This is a genomic window from Bacillus sp. TH17 (assembly GCF_016651125.1).
In the GTDB taxonomy this organism is placed as follows: domain Bacteria; phylum Bacillota; class Bacilli; order Bacillales; family Bacillaceae_G; genus Bacillus_A; species Bacillus_A mycoides.
This window is the reverse complement of the sequence record NZ_JAEKEN010000001.1, coordinates 4,747,111-4,765,281: the sequence shown is the minus strand read 5'-3', so window position 1 is coordinate 4,765,281 and position 18,171 is coordinate 4,747,111. Positions and strand designations below refer to the sequence as shown.

Annotated in this window: 21 protein-coding genes and 1 pseudogene; 12 read left to right on the top strand and 10 right to left on the bottom strand. The window is 36.3% G+C overall.

Annotation, left to right across the window (positions count from 1 at the left end; all coding sequences use genetic code 11):
• The 3 genes from JFT95_RS24525 to JFT95_RS24515 all read right to left on the bottom strand — a co-directional run bounded on the left by JFT95_RS24525 (position 1) and on the right by JFT95_RS24515 (position 2,811).
• Positions 1 to 291, bottom strand: coding sequence for a DUF3817 domain-containing protein (locus JFT95_RS24525; RefSeq protein WP_002191320.1), 291 nt, complete (start codon positions 289 to 291; stop codon positions 1 to 3).
• A gap of 209 nt (positions 292 to 500) precedes the next feature.
• Complete coding sequence (locus JFT95_RS24520) at positions 501 to 1,322, bottom strand: Cof-type HAD-IIB family hydrolase (RefSeq protein ID WP_201053465.1); 822 nt, start codon at positions 1,320 to 1,322, stop codon at positions 501 to 503.
• 205 nt (positions 1,323 to 1,527) lie between these two features.
• A complete protein-coding gene (locus JFT95_RS24515) occupies positions 1,528 to 2,811 on the bottom strand; it encodes a purine/pyrimidine permease (protein ID WP_201053463.1) in 1,284 nt (427 codons plus the stop codon).
• 241 nt (positions 2,812 to 3,052) lie between these two features.
• Here JFT95_RS24515 and JFT95_RS24510 point away from each other — a divergent pair.
• The 3 genes and pseudogenes from JFT95_RS24510 to JFT95_RS24500 all read left to right on the top strand — a co-directional run.
• Positions 3,053 to 3,346, top strand: a pseudogene (locus JFT95_RS24510) (cation:proton antiporter regulatory subunit); the annotation flags it as partial.
• Between the two features lie 6 nt (positions 3,347 to 3,352).
• Positions 3,353 to 3,640, top strand: coding sequence for a YwdI family protein (locus JFT95_RS24505; protein WP_001198367.1), 288 nt, complete (start codon positions 3,353 to 3,355; stop codon positions 3,638 to 3,640).
• 63 nt (positions 3,641 to 3,703) lie between these two features.
• Positions 3,704 to 4,072: a DUF423 domain-containing protein gene (locus JFT95_RS24500; RefSeq protein ID WP_002016371.1), complete on the top strand. Its 369-nt coding sequence runs from the start codon at positions 3,704 to 3,706 to the stop codon at positions 4,070 to 4,072.
• Between the two features lie 31 nt (positions 4,073 to 4,103).
• Here JFT95_RS24500 and gerQ read toward each other — a convergent pair whose 3' ends face one another.
• The 4 genes from gerQ to hemQ form a co-directional block, all read right to left on the bottom strand.
• A complete protein-coding gene (gene gerQ, locus JFT95_RS24495; protein ID WP_002034928.1) occupies positions 4,104 to 4,550 on the bottom strand; it encodes a spore coat protein GerQ in 447 nt (148 codons plus the stop codon).
• 27 nt (positions 4,551 to 4,577) lie between these two features.
• Positions 4,578 to 5,000: a cell wall hydrolase CwlJ gene (cwlJ, locus tag JFT95_RS24490; RefSeq protein ID WP_000538158.1), complete on the bottom strand. Its 423-nt coding sequence runs from the start codon at positions 4,998 to 5,000 to the stop codon at positions 4,578 to 4,580.
• A 175-nt stretch (positions 5,001 to 5,175) separates the two neighbouring features.
• Complete coding sequence (locus JFT95_RS24485) at positions 5,176 to 6,453, bottom strand: serine hydrolase (RefSeq protein WP_201053462.1); 1,278 nt, start codon at positions 6,451 to 6,453, stop codon at positions 5,176 to 5,178.
• A 195-nt stretch (positions 6,454 to 6,648) separates the two neighbouring features.
• Positions 6,649 to 7,392 carry a hydrogen peroxide-dependent heme synthase gene (gene hemQ / locus JFT95_RS24480; RefSeq protein ID WP_001287592.1) on the bottom strand — a complete coding sequence of 248 codons (744 nt, stop codon included), beginning with the start codon at positions 7,390 to 7,392 and terminating at the stop codon, positions 6,649 to 6,651.
• Positions 7,393 to 7,670: 278 nt separating this feature from the next.
• On the opposite strand from hemQ, the gene pta reads away from it, so the two are divergent.
• Positions 7,671 to 8,642, top strand: a complete 972-nt coding sequence (gene pta / locus JFT95_RS24475; protein ID WP_201053460.1) for a phosphate acetyltransferase — start codon at positions 7,671 to 7,673, stop codon at positions 8,640 to 8,642.
• 69 nt (positions 8,643 to 8,711) lie between these two features.
• Here the strand turns inward: pta and lipL are convergent, their stop codons facing one another.
• Together lipL and JFT95_RS24465 are read right to left on the bottom strand one after the other, a co-directional pair.
• Positions 8,712 to 9,557, bottom strand: a complete 846-nt coding sequence (gene lipL / locus JFT95_RS24470) for an octanoyl-[GcvH]:protein N-octanoyltransferase (RefSeq protein ID WP_201053458.1) — start codon at positions 9,555 to 9,557, stop codon at positions 8,712 to 8,714.
• A 127-nt stretch (positions 9,558 to 9,684) separates the two neighbouring features.
• Positions 9,685 to 10,380 (bottom strand): RsfA family transcriptional regulator, encoded by a 696-nt coding sequence (locus tag JFT95_RS24465; RefSeq protein WP_002016365.1) that lies wholly within the window; start codon positions 10,378 to 10,380, stop codon positions 9,685 to 9,687.
• A gap of 289 nt (positions 10,381 to 10,669) precedes the next feature.
• Between JFT95_RS24465 and JFT95_RS24460 the strand changes: the two genes are divergently transcribed.
• From JFT95_RS24460 to JFT95_RS24435, 6 genes are all read left to right on the top strand, one after another.
• On the top strand, positions 10,670 to 10,894 hold the full coding sequence (locus JFT95_RS24460) for a YuzB family protein (protein ID WP_000526075.1): 225 nt from the start codon (positions 10,670 to 10,672) through the stop codon (positions 10,892 to 10,894).
• Between the two features lie 237 nt (positions 10,895 to 11,131).
• Complete coding sequence (locus JFT95_RS24455) at positions 11,132 to 12,187, top strand: FecCD family ABC transporter permease (RefSeq protein ID WP_000388282.1); 1,056 nt, start codon at positions 11,132 to 11,134, stop codon at positions 12,185 to 12,187.
• A complete protein-coding gene (locus tag JFT95_RS24450; protein WP_201053456.1) occupies positions 12,184 to 13,200 on the top strand; it encodes a FecCD family ABC transporter permease in 1,017 nt (338 codons plus the stop codon). The genes JFT95_RS24455 and JFT95_RS24450 overlap by 4 nt, the downstream gene beginning before the upstream one ends.
• 15 nt (positions 13,201 to 13,215) lie before the next feature.
• A complete protein-coding gene (locus tag JFT95_RS24445; protein ID WP_000212073.1) occupies positions 13,216 to 14,028 on the top strand; it encodes an ABC transporter ATP-binding protein in 813 nt (270 codons plus the stop codon).
• Between the two features lie 201 nt (positions 14,029 to 14,229).
• The gene (locus JFT95_RS24440; RefSeq protein ID WP_002138981.1) at positions 14,230 to 15,168 is read left to right on the top strand and encodes an ABC transporter substrate-binding protein; all 939 of its coding nucleotides are present in this window, start codon (positions 14,230 to 14,232) and stop codon (positions 15,166 to 15,168) included.
• 145 nt (positions 15,169 to 15,313) lie between these two features.
• Positions 15,314 to 16,618 (top strand): HD domain-containing protein, encoded by a 1,305-nt coding sequence (locus JFT95_RS24435; RefSeq protein WP_002143908.1) that lies wholly within the window; start codon positions 15,314 to 15,316, stop codon positions 16,616 to 16,618.
• Positions 16,619 to 16,657: 39 nt separating this feature from the next.
• Here JFT95_RS24435 and JFT95_RS24430 read toward each other — a convergent pair whose 3' ends face one another.
• Entirely contained in the window at positions 16,658 to 16,843 is a 186-nt protein-coding gene (locus JFT95_RS24430; RefSeq protein ID WP_001147171.1) for a 2-hydroxymuconate tautomerase, read from the bottom strand.
• A 112-nt stretch (positions 16,844 to 16,955) separates the two neighbouring features.
• Here JFT95_RS24430 and JFT95_RS24425 point away from each other — a divergent pair, with 112 nt between their 5' ends.
• Together JFT95_RS24425 and JFT95_RS24420 are read left to right on the top strand one after the other, a co-directional pair.
• A complete protein-coding gene (locus tag JFT95_RS24425) occupies positions 16,956 to 17,630 on the top strand; it encodes a site-2 protease family protein (RefSeq protein ID WP_002016358.1) in 675 nt (224 codons plus the stop codon).
• Between the two features lie 25 nt (positions 17,631 to 17,655).
• Positions 17,656 to 18,165 carry a YwhD family protein gene (locus tag JFT95_RS24420; protein ID WP_002016357.1) on the top strand — a complete coding sequence of 170 codons (510 nt, stop codon included), beginning with the start codon at positions 17,656 to 17,658 and terminating at the stop codon, positions 18,163 to 18,165.
• The last annotated feature ends 6 nt before the right edge of the window (positions 18,166 to 18,171 follow it).

The following is an 18,171-nucleotide window of genomic DNA, read 5'->3' as shown; positions in this document are numbered from 1 at the left end:
TTATTGTTCATTTTTTAGTTTTGCATCTAGTACAAAAGTACCAAATGGGATAACTGATGAAACGAATGCCCCAAGTGCCCATAAAATTGATTTACGGTGTACGATTGTTACTTGAATTACTGCAAAGATGAATAGAATAAATAAAACGCCATGAGCCATGCCTGTAATTTTAACAGCTGTTGCAAACCCTGCAAAATATTTTAATGGCATTGCTACAAATAATAGTAATAGGAAAGAAATCCCCTCAATTAAGCCGATTGCTCTTAATCTTCCGATTGGTGTAGATAACATGAAGTAGCCTCCTTTAATGTATGCTTGTATATAGTAAATTTGTATTCTTTTTCAAAATGAAATAGTCTATTTTGTTTCATTATATACAAAAAGAAAGTTTACACTACGAGAATAGTGCAAAGTTCAAAATATAGTCACAAAAGCGTTGTAATTTAAATAAAAACCTATTTGAAGTGTTTGACTTCAAATAGGTTTTATGAATGAAAATATTAAACAAGTACTTCCGTTTTTAAAACGAATTTCTCTACAACTTTTGCAACGCCATCGTTCATATTTGTATCTGTTACATAGTTTGCAATTTCTTTAATATCATCTGGTGCATTGCCCATCGCAACGCCAAGACCAGCGAATTCAATCATTGCTTGGTCGTTATAGCTATCGCCCATTGCGATAACTTCTTCGCGTTTAATACCAAGTTTTTGGATTAATTGGTTTAAGCTCGTTCCTTTCGTAACACCATGTTCAGTAAATTCTAAGAAGAATGGTTTAGAGCGCATAACGCTTAATTGACCTTCTAGTTGTTTTTGTAGTTTCTTTTCTACTTCAACAAGGCGTTCAGCTTCTTTATTCATTAATACTTTTACTACAGGTTCTGTTACAGCGGCTTTAAAATCATCTACTACAACGATTGGCATACCAGTAATGTCGCCCTCAATTTCAGTATACGGATTATTTTCTTCCGTTACGATATCATCACCAATATAAGTATGAATCCATACGTCTTCAGTTTTACTAATTTCAAATAGGTTGTGAACGATTTCAGGAGATAGCGTACTACTGAAGATTTCTTCATTTGTTTTACAATCAATAATTTTTGCGCCGTTAAAAGATAGAATGAAGCTACCGTATTCCTCTAAACGAAGTTCTTTTGCAACATTGCGCATACCAAACGTTGGGCGCCCAGAAGCAAGTACAACTTTAACTCCTTGCTCTTGTGCTGTCATTAAAGCCTCTTTCGTACGAGGTGAAATTGTATGGTCGTCGCGTAATAAAGTATCATCTAAATCTAAAACAATCATTTTATAAGTCATATAGAAAATTCCTTTCTTTGTTGAAATAGAAATAAATTTTTATGAAGATAGTGGGGAATATATAGTAAGACATCGAACTTCTTTGCATGAAACTAGGAGAAGTTCTGCATTGTTAGTATAAATTATCATGAGCGTGTTGCCCATGATAATTTATTATTATCGTAACAACTCTAAAGATAGAGTGCAATAATGGAAGTTTTCCAATTTACGATGGTTGTTTTTCGTGCGAACGAGAAAATAATATTTCCAGCAAGATAGCCATTACAGATCCAAGAACAAGACCGTTACTTAAAAATGATGCTAAAAATGGTGGTAGCGTAGAAAACGCTCCTGCTGGAACGAACATAACGCCGACTCCTGTAAAGATTGAAAGACCTGCTACTTTAAATAATTGTTCTTTATTTTGTACAGTGTCATATTCGCGGAAAGCGAGACCAATCATGCTTGCAAATACAGGATAAATCGCAGCATACCCAACTGCAACGGGGATGGCTGCAAAGAATGAAGTAATCTTTGGGAATATACTAACAAGAATGATAAAGCTTGATCCTAACATAAATGGAAGGCGCTTATAAATATTTGTCGTTGCAATAAATCCTGCGGATCCAGAAATGGCAACAGGACCAATGGCTGAAAATAGACCGCCTAGCAATTGATTTATTCCTGTTATAATGCCAGCTTGTTTGAAGCGATTTGGAGCAGCATCTTCTTCATACTTAGAAACAACCTTTTGTACAACGCGAATACTTGCTAACATATTTGTTAGAAGTAGTAGTGTGACGAAAACTACCGTAATTGCCATGTTCCATTCAATGCGAGGCATTCCGAAAACGAACAGAGATGGAAGACGAATTATATCTGTCACAGGTGTTACTGGATTAGATAATCCGAAGCACGCAAATAATATCCAGCCGCAGACGATACTGAAAAGAACGGAATATCGTCCAATAATAGGTAGCTTCATAATGAAGAAAGATAGTAAAATAACAATGAGTGAAAGAATAAATACCTTTGGCTGTACTTCCGTATGTTGTCCATCAAGGCCAAACATACCTTTTAAGAAGGAGCCACTAAGTTGTGCGACAAGAAGGAATAAATACGTTCCAATTACTGTAGGTGTAAAGTAGCGAACTAGTTTATCGATAAGTCCAAAAACACTAAGAATAATACAAATAATTCCGCTTAGTAGGAAAGCGTACTGAAGGACCTTAAGTGTTTCATTACTTGATCCAAATAATACGACGCCTAAACTTGCATACAAGGAGAAAATTCCCCACCAAAGGCCTGCAGGACCTTCTTGGATAGGAAGTTTATGACCAAATATGGCTTGCAAGAGACCGGCAAAACCGAGAACAAATAATGTTCTTTGTACAAACGCGATAGCTTCAGTGCCATCAAGGCCGTAACTAGTTGCGACACTAATTGGTACAATAAGACTTCCAGCTAAAATAAATAGTGCCCATTGTAAGGCAGAAAGAAATAGCTTCATTATATCAACCTCTTTCATAGATTCCGTTTTCTAGTATATACGTATTTCATTTCCTCTGGCAAAGATTGTAGATAGAGAAAAGAGTTGAAACATAATATGAATGTACGGAAGCAATTATGGATAGCGGTTATATGTATGACTTTTGTTGTAATTCTAGGAATGCTATGATTTATGACAATTGAAGAGATTAGCTTGTTTTAAGCATTTTGGATGACGATGATTACTGTATTAATGGTTGGATATTGCGAATCCGTTAACAGTGCATTATATTGATACAGTATTGTATGGAATAGAGCAATCATTTGTAATTGAAGAAATTCAAGTTGGTAAAGATTCTAACTTAGCTAGTAAATCGTTATTAGAGAGTAATGTGAGAAATCAATTTGGTGTAACAATTTTAGCGATTTTAAGAGATGGGGATATTATCCATAATCCAACGGGGCAGGAAAAACTGCAAGAACATGATATGATAATAGTATTTGGTTCAGTGGAGAAACTGGGGCAATTCGAGAAAGAACTACAAAGTAAGAGGTGACAAGGAATGCAAGTATCTAGCGATAAGGTTTTAAATAAAATGGCGAGTGAAATTGCAAAGGCAAAAAGTAGTGAAGGACAAAAATCAAAAGAGCATTTATTAGTTGTGCGTGCATTATGTGATTTATTATTAGATGAACAAGTTGAGCCTTCTACGTATAGAGAGCCACAAGTTCAATCACAAATAATCGGATCTCAGCCTATAACAACAGTTCAACCGGTTATGCCAGTTTCTGGAGAACCTGTGTATATAAAAGAAGAAGGTGCAAATGGTAATTCTTTATTTGATTTTTAGGGATTAAATCGTTTGGATTATATGTGAAAATTGCTTATGATAAAAATAAAAAGGGGAATTAAGATGAAAATTTTCTTTTTACTAGGTTGTATTGCAGCGGGGCTATCTGTTGCATTAGGGGCTTTTGGAGCACATGGTTTAGAAAATAAAATTTCTGCAAAAATGTTAGAAGTGTGGAAGACGGGCGTTACATATCAAATGTTTCATGCAGGTGGCTTATTCGTAGTTGCTCTATTAATGGATAAAATGCAATCATCACTTTTAAGCACTGCGGGTTGGCTTATGGTAGCTGGGATTATTATGTTCTCAGGCAGTCTTTATGCATTAAGTACAACAGGTATTAAATTCTTTGGCCCAATTACACCCCTTGGTGGTGTAGCGTTTATTGTGGCGTGGATTTTAGTCGGAACTGCAGTTGTAAAAGGGTTATAAAAAACAAAAGCTGGCATTCGCCAGCTTTTTTTTATGGTCTTGGAGCATAAGTTGCTTGTTGACCAGGTAAATACGTAATTTCTCCTGGGAATTCTACATAATCTAAATAAATCATTAGTAGTAAAAAGCGTTTTCCAGATTTCGGCTCACTAATTACGATATGATCACGGCCAGCTGCCTCGATGATCCCTGTATAAGATTGTGTACCAAGCGAACTACCGCGTTCATAAGTCATTACAACTGTAGCTGGTTTACCTTTGTTTAAACGAAGGATGTTTTCAATATACGATTGCTCTAGTGGTAACATCCCTTGAGAAACTGCAAGTTGAGCTTGAGCAGCTTGTTGTTGCATCGCTTGCTGTTGTTGTTGCTGTTGTTGCTGTTGCTGCTGCTGTGGGGTCATTTGTTGCGGTTGCACATAAGTTCCAGATGGTTGATAAAAACCTGTTCCGTAGTACGGGTTTTGTTGCTGTGTCATTCAAAAATCCCTCCTCATTTTCATTCCTTAATATACGCCTGGACAATCTCCACCAGATGGTTGGAAGAAGCAGTGTTTTTTAAAGCGACCAGAATTTTGTTGGTCATACCAAGTTGGTGGGCAGGGACCTTCAGGTCTAAAGAACCATAAGGCGAAGTTGGCGGGCCAAAAACGTTGTCCCTGAATTGTCCGGCGGGCTAAGGCAATATCTTGTTCTCTCGCTCGTTGATAAAAATACCCTTTTTGAGTTGCTTCAAAACCACCAGGATTTTGATAAACCATTTGACGTAAATTACGTATTTTTTTGAAATCTAAACAATTTCCGCGGACACGATTTACCCCAACGTTTCCGACCATTAACATCCCTTGTTGGCCTTCTCCTTCGGCTTCAGCACGCATCAGTCTAGCTAATAACTTAACATCTTCTTCGTTATACGCGATAACACCCATTATGTGTCACCTCTCTTTTTGGAATGCCTTGTAGAAAGAGGTTCATTTCTAGATGAAGTGTGGAACAATTACTAGTTCATACGTATGAGAAAAAGGACGCAGATATGACAACCAAACGAAGTTTTACATCTAGAGGGGAAAATAAAAAAAGCTAGCGTGAGCTAGCTTTTCATCATTAAAATACTTTAGACCATAAGTTTGAGAAGAAATCGCCAATTGAACGCATTGTTAATACGAACCAATTTGCTTTTTCTACTTCTTCAGTCGCTTTTGCAGTAACTTTTATACTTTTATTTCCGTCTAAGAAACCATATTTATCAGTTGGTTCTAAGACGATTGAACCTACCTTTGCATCTTTCTTAATAGGAGCAACTAAATGCCCATCTTCAGCAAGTGATTTATCTGCTTCAGTAGAAATTTTGTAAGGTGATTTGCTACCTTTTGTAGTAACTACTGTCACTTCTTTTTCTGGTGCAACTGTTACGTAGTCTTCTTTTCCTTTTACTACAGAAATTTTGTTGTTTTTATCTATTTTTAATTTCTGTTTTTCGAAGTTATTAAATCCATATTCAATTAATGCGCGAGATTCTGTGAAACGTTCGTCCATTGATTTCGTTTTAATAATAACAGATATAAGACGTAAATCACCGCGTTTTGCTGTAATGGTAAAACCATACCCAGCTGTATCGGAACTTCCTGTTTTTAAACCATCTGCTCCTTCATAAGAGAAAGCAGCACCTGGTAACATCCAGTTCCAATTTTCCATACGAATTGGTTTTGGATGATTATCTGGGAAGTTTCTAAATCTTTGTGTTGTATCCTCTAGCATTTCTGGATACTTTGTAATAATTGTTTTTGAAAGAATACCCATATCGCGAGCTGACATGGAGTTTTCTCCATTCGGATCAGTTCCTTCAGGATGTTTTCCTTTTAAATCAGCGTTATTTAACCCAGTAGCGTTTACAAATTTATATTTCTTTAACCCTAGTTTTTTCGCATGTTCATTTGCGAGATTTAAGAAGTTCTTTTCACTTCCTGCAAGTAATTCTGCTAAAGCAATACTAGATCCATTTGCAGAGAAGATAACGATAGAATGGTATAATTCTCTTACAGTATATTGACGTCCTTTTTCGAACGGCACGTTAGAGAATTCATTATTACGTGAAACTTCATAAGCGTAATCAGAAATAGTTACTTTCGTATCCCAAGTGATTTTTCCTTCTTTAATTGCTTCTAATACGGCATAAATAACAATTAATTTTGACATACTAGCGATAGCTAGTAATTCATCTGGATTTTGTTCATGCAGTATTTTTCCTGTATCCGCATCAAATAGCAGTGCAGCAGCTGCCTCTATATGTATTTTTTCTTCTGCATGGGATGTTGTTACTCCTAAGGAAGAAATTGACAATAGAGACACTAGTAAAATAGACAAGATTTTCTTCATATACATTATCACCTTCGCATCGTTATTAGCATATAGCTCGTACCATTTTAGCATAAATTTGGATATAGAAAGGTTACAATTTTGTAAGGAAATTGAAAAGAATTTGTCGATTTTTGTTCAAATTTGCAGAGAAAAGAAGTTTTTTGTGGGTAAATATAGAGGATAATAAAAAAAGGAACGAAATTCGTTCCTTTTTCATTATTATATGTGTAAAAATTTCTCTACTTTTTCGTCTGGTAAAATGTTCCCAACGAAGAATGTACCGAATTCACCGTAACGGGCACTTACTTCATCGAAGCGCATTTCATATATAAGCTTCTTAAATTGAAGAACATCGTCAGCGAATAATGTTACGCCCCACTCGAAATCGTCGAATCCGACTGATCCTGAAATTACTTGGCGTACTTTCCCTGCGTATTGGCGACCGATTTTACTGTGACTGTACATCATTTTTTTACGTTCTTCCATAGGAAGCATGTACCAGTTGTCATCACCTTGGCGACGCTTGTCCATTGGATAGAAGCAAATATGATTTGCTTTTGGTAACTCAGGATATAAGCGAGCTAAGATTTGTGGGTTTTGGTATGGGTCTTCATCAGCTGGAAGGTAGTTGCTTAGTTCAACAACAGATACGTAAGAATATGCAGGAACTAAATATTCAGCTAATGTTGTTTTATTTAATTCTGTTTCGATTTCATTTAACTCTTCCATTGTTGGACGTAAGATCATAAGCATAATATCTGCTTTTTGACCAACAACTGTATACATTGCATGACTGCCTTTTTTTGCAGTAGCTACTTCGTTCCATTTTTCAACGACATTTAAAAATTCAGACACTGCTTGTCCGCGTTCGTCACTAGATAATGTTTTCCATGCTGCCCAATCAATAGAACGTAAATCATGTAAACAATACCAGCCATCTAACGTTGTTGTTGCTTCACTCATTCTATTCACCTCAGTTAATGATATTTTACACGTTAACTATAGCATATATAGGATTAAAAACATCTACATAAAGTTTCAGCGCATAAAATTGTCACATTTAAATTTACTTGAAAATAGGAGGAGATAAGGCTTAAAGGGGTTTTATTTCTATGCTGAATTTTATGAAAATATAATCATTTTCATTTTATCTATTTTTTGGGAGCTATAAGTTTAAAATATAGAGGAAAAGCAGTATTCTTAAAGATAGAGTTTTTTAACATATGTAGGAGGGTTTATTCGTGAGCAACTTATTTACAACAGTAAAAGAAAAAGTTCAAGGAAAAGGCATTTCTATCGTACTTCCTGAAGGAACTGATGAAAGAATTTTAGGCGCTGCAGAGCGTTTAGCAAAAGAAGAGTTAGTAAAACCAATCTTAGTTGGTAATAAAGAAGAAATTAGCGCAAAAGCAGCTAGCATGAACTTAACATTAGCAGGCGTTGATATTTATGACCCAGCTACATACGAAGAAATGGATGCAATGGTAGCATCTTTCGTTGAACGCCGTAAAGGTAAAGCAACAGAAGAAGATGCTCGCAAAATCCTTAAAGACGAAAACTACTTCGGTACGATGCTTGTATACATGGGCAAAGCACAAGGTTTAGTAAGTGGTGCAGCTCACTCTACAGCTGATACAGTTCGTCCAGCACTTCAAATTATTAAAACAAAACCAGGCGTTACAAAAACTTCAGGCGTATTCATCATGGTACGTGAAGAAGAGAAGTATGTATTCGCTGATTGCGCAATTAACATTGCACCAAACAGCCAAGATTTAGCTGAAATTGGTATCGAAAGTGCGAAAACTGCTGAACTATTCGGTATTGACCCACGCGTTGCTATGTTAAGCTTCTCTACAAAAGGTTCTGCGAAATCTCCAGAAACAGAAAAAGTTGTAGAAGCAACTCGCATTGCAAAAGAAATGGCTCCTAAATTAACTTTAGATGGAGAATTCCAATTCGATGCTGCATTCGTACCATCTGTAGCTGAGAAGAAAGCTCCAGGTTCTACAATTAAAGGTGATGCTAACGTATTCGTATTCCCAAGCTTAGAAGCTGGTAATATCGGCTACAAAATCGCTCAACGCTTAGGTAACTTCGAAGCAGTAGGACCAATCTTACAAGGTTTAAATATGCCTGTAAATGATCTGTCTCGTGGATGTAACGAAGAAGAAGTGTACAAGTTAGCTTTAATTACAGCAGCTCAAGCACTTTAATTCTATAACGAATTAATATGAAAAAAGACCATCCTATTTCTTTTGAAATGAGGGTGGTCTTTTTGGTTTCTATTTTTCTAAACCAAGTGCCTTATTATTACGGTCAATAATACGTTGTAAATTCGTCTCATATAAAGGAACTTCATCTACTGTTAGCTGAGATGGTGTTAACTTTGGCGCGAATTGTTGCAACGTTTTTAAAAGGCGCATCATTAAATCTTGCACTGTAATTGTTTCGCCAAGTAATTCAGATAGTGAAGCCATCGTACTCGGTACAATTTCAGGATACGTAAATCTTGTTTCTTCGCCTTGAATTGCTACGTTGTAAAAATCACGAACGAGTGTGGCACGCTCAGATCCGCTTCCTGTCGCACATAAGTAAATTTGTACAGCAACGCCTCCGCGAATACGACGCTGAGAAATACCAGCAAATTTTTGATCGCGAATGCTCAAATCGTAGCTACCAGGACAATAAGAACCAACAATTTCTTTTGCTTCGATATTAACATCGTAATCTTTTAACATTTCCTTAATTAAATGCCACATCGTATCGTATCCAAGGTCGATATTGATACCCTTTTCTGTTTCTTGGAATAAAAGTGATACGTTTAAAACACCTTCATCAAGTACGACAGCAAGTCCACCAGAATTACGAACGATAACATTGAAGTCGTTTTCTTTTAAAAAGGAAATACCTTCTTCTAAATGTGGTAGGCGTGAATCTTGAATGCCAAGAACAATTGTATTGTGATGAACCCAAGAGCGCATTGTTGCAGCGGATAGACCATTTCCAATACTCGTGCATAACGTGTCATCCATTGCGAATGACTGAAGTGCATGGAAAGTTGGTCCTAAACTAGACTGATCTACAATACGCCACTCTGGCTGAGATAAAATCGAACGGGAATTGCTCATATAACTAACCCCTTATTTTTAAAATGACAATCTCTATTATAGCAAAAAATGTAGAAAGGGGTTTTCTCATATATAAAGGGGAGTTTAGAGGTGAAAGAATAAAAAGGATGCATTGCATGCATCCTTTTTATTCTGCAATTTTTTCTAAGTTACCGTTTCGATCCATGCGGAAAGATGTTTGTGAGCGTTCCTCATCATCCATTACTGCTAATTTACGAGCACGGTTCATAATATTCATAAGTGTTTCGTAATCCTCTTGTACAGTATGAGATTGTTGTTCTAATTTTTCTAGTTTCTTTTCTAGTTCTTCATTTCGCAGGATTTGCGTTTTAATTTCTTGTTTCAATCTCGTATTCTCGTTTTCAAGAGCTGTTACTTTTATATTTGAAGATCCAACTGTTTGTAAAAAGTAAATAACATCTTGCATTGTTATTGAGCTTTTTGGAGCAGGGACAGTCGGCTTTTGATATGGAGTAGCTTCTGTATATTGAACAGCTGTTTCATACGGTACGTGTTCTTCATAATCAGTTATCGCCGCCGCTGAAGCTGGTGGTGTGTAAAGCAAACGTTTTTTTGTCTGTTCACCGCCCGCAGCACGCATTTTATCTTTACGATGTTTTTTTGCTAGTTGAAGAGCTTGTTCATAGCTATAGCGAACAACAGCATTCCAGCGGAAACCACAAGCAGCAGATGTGCGATTTAACTGATCTCCTACTTCTTCAAAAGCATTTAATTGAGTACTTCCTTCTCGAACATGGCGAAGCACCGTTTCAGCAAGTAATAAATCGTCCTCGTCTGTCCAAGCATCTTGTCTTACTTTCATAGATTCAACTCCCTTTCTTTTTATGAACTTCCTATTTTTATAATGGGCAAAAAAATGAGCTTTTATACAAAGCTTTTAAAAATATGGTAGATTTCAATGAAGAGAAGAAATATGGCTATGAATGATGAAAGCTTTTGAAGGGAAAAATATAAAAAATAGGTAGCTTTATATAGGAATAGAGCTACGCCCGGAGACTTGCAACAAGCTTCAAAGAGCGGTAAAATACCATTTAGTGTTTATTTTTAAATGTACTTGTGAAAAGTTTAAAATAGAGGAAGTGTTATATATAATGGGAAACGAATTTCGTGTGTGTGATGATTGTCAGGCAACGAACGTTAAAACGTTGATTCCGAAGTTAAAAAAAGTAGATTCATGTGCAACGATTGAGGTTGCATGTCAGTCTTACTGTGGCCCTGGTCGTAAAAAATCATTCGCGTTTGTAAATAATCGTCCAGTTGCGGCTCCAACAGAAGACGAATTAATTGTAAAAATTGAAGCAAAATTAAATAAGTAAGAAAAAGAAGAGTGAACAGATTACTCTTCTTTTTTTATGTCCATAAGATAGCGTTTTGTATGAATTCGTATTTCAAAATAATGGTTGACAGTCTTTTGACGTGGTAGGTAGAATAGAAAGTGTCTGATTCTGATAATCATTATCACGAAAAAGGTCAATTCACCTAATTTTTTTATTATTATTTGAGAATAAATTTCATTTTATTAAATATATGTTGTTGGTTAGGATGGTTGAGGGATGGAAGCGAGCGCAAGGAGTATAGAACAGCAAGATGTGAATGTTAAAGAGATTAAGAGCAGACCGCTCGTTGCTTCTATTATTTTAATAGCAGGCACAATTTTGTTAGCTTTAAGTATGGCAGTTTCTATTTCGTTTGGTGCAGCAGATATTAGTTTAAAGACCGTTTGGCAAGCTGTATTTCAGTTTGATGGTTCCATAACGCACCATAACGTAATTCAAGAACTTCGCATGCCTAGAGCAATAGGGGGCGTAGTTGCAGGTGCTTTTTTAGCGGTATCAGGTGCAATTATGCAAGGTATGACACGAAATCCACTTGCATCTCCATCGTTAATGGGGATTACAGATGGTGCTGTATTCGGAATTGCAATTATGTATGCATTCTTCCCTAATTCACCTTATTTAATGTTTGTTATCGCATCTTTTATTGGAGCTGCGTTTGGAGCGAGCATTGTATATGGTATTGGGTCTTCTTCACCAGGTGGATTAACGCCTGTAAAATTAGCTTTAGCAGGTGCAGCAATTAGTGCTTTATTAGGGGCAATTTCATCTGGAATTGCATTGTATTTCAACCTTGCCCAAGAGGTAAGTATGTGGAATGCAGGCGGTGTTGCCGGAGTGAAATGGCAAAGTATTAATATGTTAGTACCGATTGGTCTTGTTTGTCTCATTATAGCAATTATGATGTCGAGATATATCACAATTTTAAGCTTTGGTGAAGAAATTGCGATTGGACTTGGTCAAAATACGACATTAATTAAATTTATCGGAACAGTACTTGTTCTTGTATTAACAGGTTCTGCGGTTTCTATGGCAGGATCAGTTGGATTTGTTGGACTTGTAATTCCGCATATGACTCGTTTCCTTGTAGGCTCAGATTATAGATGGGTTATTCCATGTTCTGCGGTCTTAGGTGGATTGCTAATTGAATGTGCAGATATGTTATCTCGCGTTATTAATCCACCATTTGAAACGCCAATTGGAGCAATTACAGCGCTAATTGGGGTGCCATTCTTCCTCTACTTAGCACGTAATGAAGGGAGAGGAAAGATGTGAGGACGAGCGTCTTAACAAAAAAGAACGTTTCTATTTTAACGATTTTAGTAGGATTAATTGTTGGTGTATTTTTAATAAGTTTAAATACAGGAACATTTAAAATTCCTCCAATAGATGTATTAAAGTCACTAGTTGGATTGGGTGCAGAAGATCAATCTGTTATTTTATTTGAATTTCGTATGCCGCGTATGGTTATTGCTATATTAGTTGGTTCTGCATTAGCTATGTCAGGTGCAATTTTGCAAGGGCTATCACGAAACCCACTTGCTGATCCAGGTATTATAGGTATTAACGCCGGAGCGGGATTAACAGTTGTTGTATTCGTCTACTTTTTCTTTGGAAAAGTTGGAACTGGTACATTTTTATCTGTATTTATCCTTCCATTCTTCGCGCTAGTTGGTGCGATATTAGCAGCGGTTATTATTTATTTACTAGCATGGAAAGACGGTGTTTCATCAACTCGATTAATTCTTGTTGGTATCGCTGTTGCAGCCGGATTTGGTGCGGTTAGTTTAATTTTCTCTATGAAGATGACATCTAACGACTTCCGTTTTGCAACGATTTGGTTGGCAGGAAGTTTATGGGGAACAGATTGGAAGTTCGTACTAAGTGTACTCCCATGGATGATTATTTTCTTACCACTTGCCATTAGTAAAGCGCACATATTAAATGTAATGAATTTAGGCGACTCTACAGCAGTTGGCCTTGGTGTAAACGTAGAAAAGGAAAGACGTAAATTATTATTTATTGCAGTTTGTTTAGCTGGTGCATCTGTTGCGGTGGCGGGAGGCATTGGTTTTATCGGTTTAATGGCTCCGCATTTAGCGAGACGCCTCGTTGGTGGTAAACATCAAATTATGTTACCAACAGCTGCATTAATAGGAACGTTCTCGCTTTTATTTGCAGATGTAATTTCAAGAAGTGTGTTACCAACTTCAGAAATACCGGTCGGTCTTGTTATTTCTGTAATTGGTGCACCATATTTCATATATTTACTTATGAGGACAAAATAAAGGGAGGCTTTTTGTATGGCAACTTTAGCAGTTGATGCGGTATCTGTTGGGTATAATGAAGGGTTAATTATAGATGGATTAACAGTTGAAATTCCGGAAGGACAAATTACAACGATTATTGGACCAAATGGTTGTGGGAAATCCACATTATTAAAAACGGCTTCTCGTATTTTGAAAGCAAAACGAGGTACTGTTTATCTTGATGGAAAAGCAATTGAGAAACAGCCAACGAAAGAAATCGCAAAGAAAATGGCGATTTTACCACAAACTGCAGAAGTGCCAACAGGCCTTACTGTGTTTGAACTTGTTTCATATGGACGTTTTCCTCATCAAAAAGGATTTGGAACGTTGAAAGAAGAGGATTATCGCTACATTCATTGGGCACTTGAAGTGACGGGGATGACAGAATTCGCAAATCGTCCAGCAGAAGCTTTATCAGGTGGTCAACGTCAACGTGTATGGATTGCGATGGCTCTTGCGCAAGGAACAGATTTACTTGTGTTAGATGAACCAACAACATACTTAGATATGGCTCATCAACTTGAGGTATTAAACTTACTGAAGAAGTTAAACAAAGAAGAAGGCAGAACGATTGTTATGGTTATTCACGATTTAAATCATGCTTCTCGTTTCTCTGATCATATGATTGCATTAAAAGCAGGTAAGTTAATGAAACAAGGAACGCCAGATGAAGTTATGACGAGTGAAACACTTCGTAACGTATTTGAGATTGAAGCGCAAATCGTTCCATGTCCAGTAAACTGTAAACCAATTTGTTTAACATACGATTTAGCGATGATTAATAATCAATTGCGTAAAAAAGCATAATTAATAGAATTTCCCCCTCTTAAAGAGGTGAGAGGGGGAGTTCTAATGGACGTTGAGCTTCTTACCCACGGATGGGAAGTTGAACGCCCGTTAGAACGGGTTATAAACAACAATTAATAAAAATATATTAATTAAATGTTGTTTTGTTTCTTATAGTTACATGCAAATTATAAGAGAAATACAGCTAGAAGGAGTCGGAATATGAAGAATTTTAAAATGGCACTATTAGCAATGGTACTAGTTGTTACTTCTGTACTATTTGCAGCTTGTTCTAACAAAGAAGAAGAAAAGAAAGCAGATGCGAAAACTGAAGAGCGCACTGTACAACACGCAAAAGGGGAAATTAAAATTCCTGCAAATCCAAAGAAAATTGCTGACCTTAGTGGTTCAACAGAAGAATTATTAATTTTCGGTATGAAACCGATTATTACTGCAAATACAACACAAGAAAAAATTGATTCACATATTGAGAAGAAATTGAAAGATGTAAAACCGGTTGGTTCTGCGTGGGGCGATAAAATTAACATCGAAGCAGTGGCTGCTGCAAAACCAGATTTAATTATTGTAAACAATCGTCAAGAAAAGATTTATGATCAATTATCTAAAATTGCACCAACAGTTATGTTAAAAACTCCATTAGACCAATGGCGTCCAAAATTCGAAGAAGTAGGTCAAATCTTCGGTAAAGAGAAAGAAACAAAAGAATGGTTCAAAAAGTATGATGAAAAAGCAAGCAAATTACATGACAAAATTGTTGCTAAAACTGGCGATGCAACATTCATGAAAATGGCTGCATATCCAAATGCATTCCGTGTATACGGTGACTACGGTTACGGTAGCGTAATCTTTGGTGATTTAAAATTACCAGCAGTTAAAGGTACACCAACTGATAAACCGTTAGTACAAATACAAAAAGAAGCTTTAATTGATTACAACCCAGATTACTTATTCGTATTTACAACTGGTGACGGTTCTCAGCGTCTAAAAGAATTCCAAGAAGAATCAATTTGGAAAAATATGAACGCTGTTAAAAACAACCATGTATTTACAATCAGTAATGAAGATGTAAACAAAGGATACTTCCCACTAGGTAAAGAAATGATCCTAGACGAAGTTACTGAGTTCATTTTAGGAAAATAATATATAAAGAAAAATCACCTTTGCTTTGGTAAAGGTGATTTTTCTTCATATAACAGGAATTAATATAGTCTTTCATTTCTTTCTGTTTCCTATATCGTTTATAATATATAGTAAGAATGCAGTAAAGAAAGGGGGATGTCGGAAAGTGGTATATTTAAACGACAAACTCAGCGAAACAAAAGTGTTTAAAGACCCAGTACATAAATATGTACACGTGCGTGATCGCGTTATTTGGGATTTAATCGGAACGAAAGAATTTCAACGCTTGCGCCGTATTAAGCAGCTTGGTACGACATTTTTTACATTTCACGGTGCAGAGCATAGTCGCTTTACTCATTCGTTAGGTGTATATGAAATTATTCGTCGTATGATTGATGATGTGTTTGATGGCAGACCGAACTGGAATGCTGAAGATAGATTGTTATGTTTATGTGCGTCATTACTTCATGATGTCGGTCACGGCCCATTTTCTCACTCGTTTGAAAAAGTATTTTCGTTAGATCATGAGAAATTTACGCAAAAGATTATCGTTGGTGATACGGAAATTAATCGTGTGTTAAGCCGTGTTGATAAGGATTTCCCGCAAAAGGTAGCAGATGTAATTGCGAAAACATCTACTAATAAATTAGCGATTAGTATGATTTCGAGCCAAATTGATGCCGATCGTATGGATTATTTATTAAGAGATGCATATTTTACTGGTGTAAAGTATGGGAACTTTGATATGGAACGTATACTGCGTGTCATGCGCCCGTACGGTAATCAAGTTGTCATTAAAAATAGTGGTATGCATGCTGTAGAGCATTATATTATGAGCCGTTATCAAATGTATTGGCAAGTATATTTTCATCCGGTAACACGTAGTGCAGAAGTAATTTTAACGAAGATTTTACACCGAGCTAAATCACTGCATGAGAAGTATTATGCGTTTAAAAATCATCCTGTTCATTTCTATTCTTTATTTGAAGAAGAAGTGACAGTAGAGGATTATTTAAAGTTAGACGAGAACGTAATGTATTATTACTTCCAAGTATGGCAAGACGAAGAAGATCCGATTTTAAGTGACTTATGCCGCCGTTTTATGAATCGAAATCTATTTAAATATGTAGAGTTTACAGATAAGCACGGTTTAGATAATTGGATGGAGCTAAGTAGCTTATTTAAAAAGATTGGACTCGATCCAGAGTATTACTTAGTTGTGGATTCAACATCGGATTTACCGTATGACTTTTACCGCGCAGGAGAAGAAGAAGAGCGTCTGCCAATCTTACTTCTTATGCCGAACGGGGAACTTAGAGAGCTTTCGCGTGAATCGGATATTGTTGAGGCGATTACAGGTAAGAAGCGAACGGATCAAAAGCTATTCTATCCGCATGATTTAATCTATGAAGATGGAAGAAAAGGAAAATATAAAGAGAGAATTATCGAGTTGTTAGAAGGAAAGAAATAAGAAGCAGCTAAGAGCTGCTTCTTATGAAAAAACTTGAAATTATTTGTCGCTTAAGCGTTTTCCGCCAACTGCATAATGGTTTTTAGACATTTCTTCGATGAAAACAACGATGTTTTCTTCAGGAGCACCAGTTGTTTCGCTTACTGCTGCTGTTACTTTCTCAGCAAGAGCTTTCTTTTGTTCTTCTGTGCGTCCTTCTAGCATTTTCACTGTTACGTATGGCATGTATAATCGCTCCTTTTATGTAAGTTACACTCTTATTATAGCGGATTATGAGGAAGAACAATCGGAAAAACAAATAATTTCTTTTTTTGACATATGGAAGAGGAGATGAGTTATGGATCAGTTATTTAGATACCCATTGCAACAAATTCCATTGGTAGCAATGGCAATTATTATTGCGCTATCTGTGCATGAATTTGCACATGCGTATGTTGCATATAAATTTGGAGACGATACAGCGAAAAAGCAAGGACGTTTAACGTTATCACCGATGGCTCATTTAGATCCTATCGGTATGATTGCTGTACTAATTCTTGGATTCGGTTGGGCAAGACCAGTACCTGTTAATCCGTATAACTTTAAAAGACCGCGTCTTGCGGGAATATTAGTTTCTATTGCGGGACCGATAAGTAATCTTATCTTAAGTGCAATTGGTTTAATTATTTGGTATAGCTTAATAACGTTTGGTGTGTTAGATGCGATGCCACTTGCAGTAGCAGATACGCTGGATCAATTTTTCCAAATTTTTATTATGCTTAATATTGTTTTACTTGTATTTAATTTATTACCAATCCCGCCACTTGATGGGTATCGCGTTGTGGAAGATTTAGCACCAGCAAATATTCGTGCGAAAATGACACAGTATGAAAAGTATGGATCAATTGCGTTATTAATTCTTGTTATTACACCGCTTAGCAATTACACAATTCAACCTATTTTCAATGTTGTTATTCCATATGTATTAGTATTTTTACAAAATATCATTGCGCCTATTTTCAGGCTTTTTTAATCATTAAGCGAGGAGGAGTTTACATATGACAGAGAAAAAGAAAAAAATCGGTTTTAATATCGTGAAAAATGATTCAACAGATGGACATGGTGGTTTTGGCGTTGGGGCATTAAGTTTAGAAAATATTTCTCCTGTATTTGTTGATGTATTAGAGAAAACTGCGTTCGTTGATATCGGTGCGATGCATGCGCGTAGTACAGTAGAAAAAGGAATTAAGTTTTTAACAAATAAAGATGAAGTTCCAAACGGAAAACCGTTTTGGCTCGTTTGGGTAACAATTGAAAGAACACCAAACGGTGCTTATTACGCAGGTGCAACAGCCTGTGAAATGACAGTTGATCGTGAAATTCGCCGCGGATATAAATCACTTCCAGAGCATGTAAATAAAATGGATAAATCCCTAAAGCGTCACATCATGATTGATCATATGGATGAATCATCTAAAAAAGTACTTGGTACATTCTTAAAAGAGCATAATGAAGCAATTTGGAACGAATCTAGTGAAGAATTGCGCCACGCATTATTAGGCGAATAAAAATAG

Excerpts from the sequence above, each read along its gene's own strand:
- JFT95_RS24440 (WP_002138981.1), top strand. The coding sequence starts at position 14,230 with ATGAAGAATTTTAAAATGGCACTATTAGCAATGGTACTAGTTGTTACT.
- JFT95_RS24505 (WP_001198367.1), top strand. The coding sequence starts at position 3,353 with ATGCAAGTATCTAGCGATAAGGTTTTAAATAAAATGGCGAGTGAAATT.
- gerQ (WP_002034928.1), bottom strand. The coding sequence starts at position 4,550 with ATGACACAGCAACAAAACCCGTACTACGGAACAGGTTTTTATCAACCA.
- hemQ (WP_001287592.1), bottom strand. The coding sequence starts at position 7,392 with ATGAGTGAAGCAACAACAACGTTAGATGGCTGGTATTGTTTACATGAT.
- cwlJ (WP_000538158.1), bottom strand. The coding sequence starts at position 5,000 with ATGGGTGTTATCGCGTATAACGAAGAAGATGTTAAGTTATTAGCTAGA.
- JFT95_RS24515 (WP_201053463.1), bottom strand. The coding sequence starts at position 2,811 with ATGAAGCTATTTCTTTCTGCCTTACAATGGGCACTATTTATTTTAGCT.
- JFT95_RS24455 (WP_000388282.1), top strand. The coding sequence starts at position 11,132 with ATGGAAGCGAGCGCAAGGAGTATAGAACAGCAAGATGTGAATGTTAAA.
- JFT95_RS24445 (WP_000212073.1), top strand. The coding sequence starts at position 13,216 with ATGGCAACTTTAGCAGTTGATGCGGTATCTGTTGGGTATAATGAAGGG.
- JFT95_RS24500 (WP_002016371.1), top strand. The coding sequence starts at position 3,704 with ATGAAAATTTTCTTTTTACTAGGTTGTATTGCAGCGGGGCTATCTGTT.
- JFT95_RS24465 (WP_002016365.1), bottom strand. The coding sequence starts at position 10,380 with ATGAAAGTAAGACAAGATGCTTGGACAGACGAGGACGATTTATTACTT.
- JFT95_RS24460 (WP_000526075.1), top strand. The coding sequence starts at position 10,670 with ATGGGAAACGAATTTCGTGTGTGTGATGATTGTCAGGCAACGAACGTT.
- JFT95_RS24520 (WP_201053465.1), bottom strand. The coding sequence starts at position 1,322 with ATGACTTATAAAATGATTGTTTTAGATTTAGATGATACTTTATTACGC.
- JFT95_RS24485 (WP_201053462.1), bottom strand. The coding sequence starts at position 6,453 with ATGTATATGAAGAAAATCTTGTCTATTTTACTAGTGTCTCTATTGTCA.
- JFT95_RS24420 (WP_002016357.1), top strand. The coding sequence starts at position 17,656 with ATGACAGAGAAAAAGAAAAAAATCGGTTTTAATATCGTGAAAAATGAT.
- JFT95_RS24430 (WP_001147171.1), bottom strand. The coding sequence starts at position 16,843 with ATGCCATACGTAACAGTGAAAATGCTAGAAGGACGCACAGAAGAACAA.
- lipL (WP_201053458.1), bottom strand. The coding sequence starts at position 9,557 with ATGAGCAATTCCCGTTCGATTTTATCTCAGCCAGAGTGGCGTATTGTA.
- JFT95_RS24525 (WP_002191320.1), bottom strand. The coding sequence starts at position 291 with ATGTTATCTACACCAATCGGAAGATTAAGAGCAATCGGCTTAATTGAG.
- JFT95_RS24425 (WP_002016358.1), top strand. The coding sequence starts at position 16,956 with ATGGATCAGTTATTTAGATACCCATTGCAACAAATTCCATTGGTAGCA.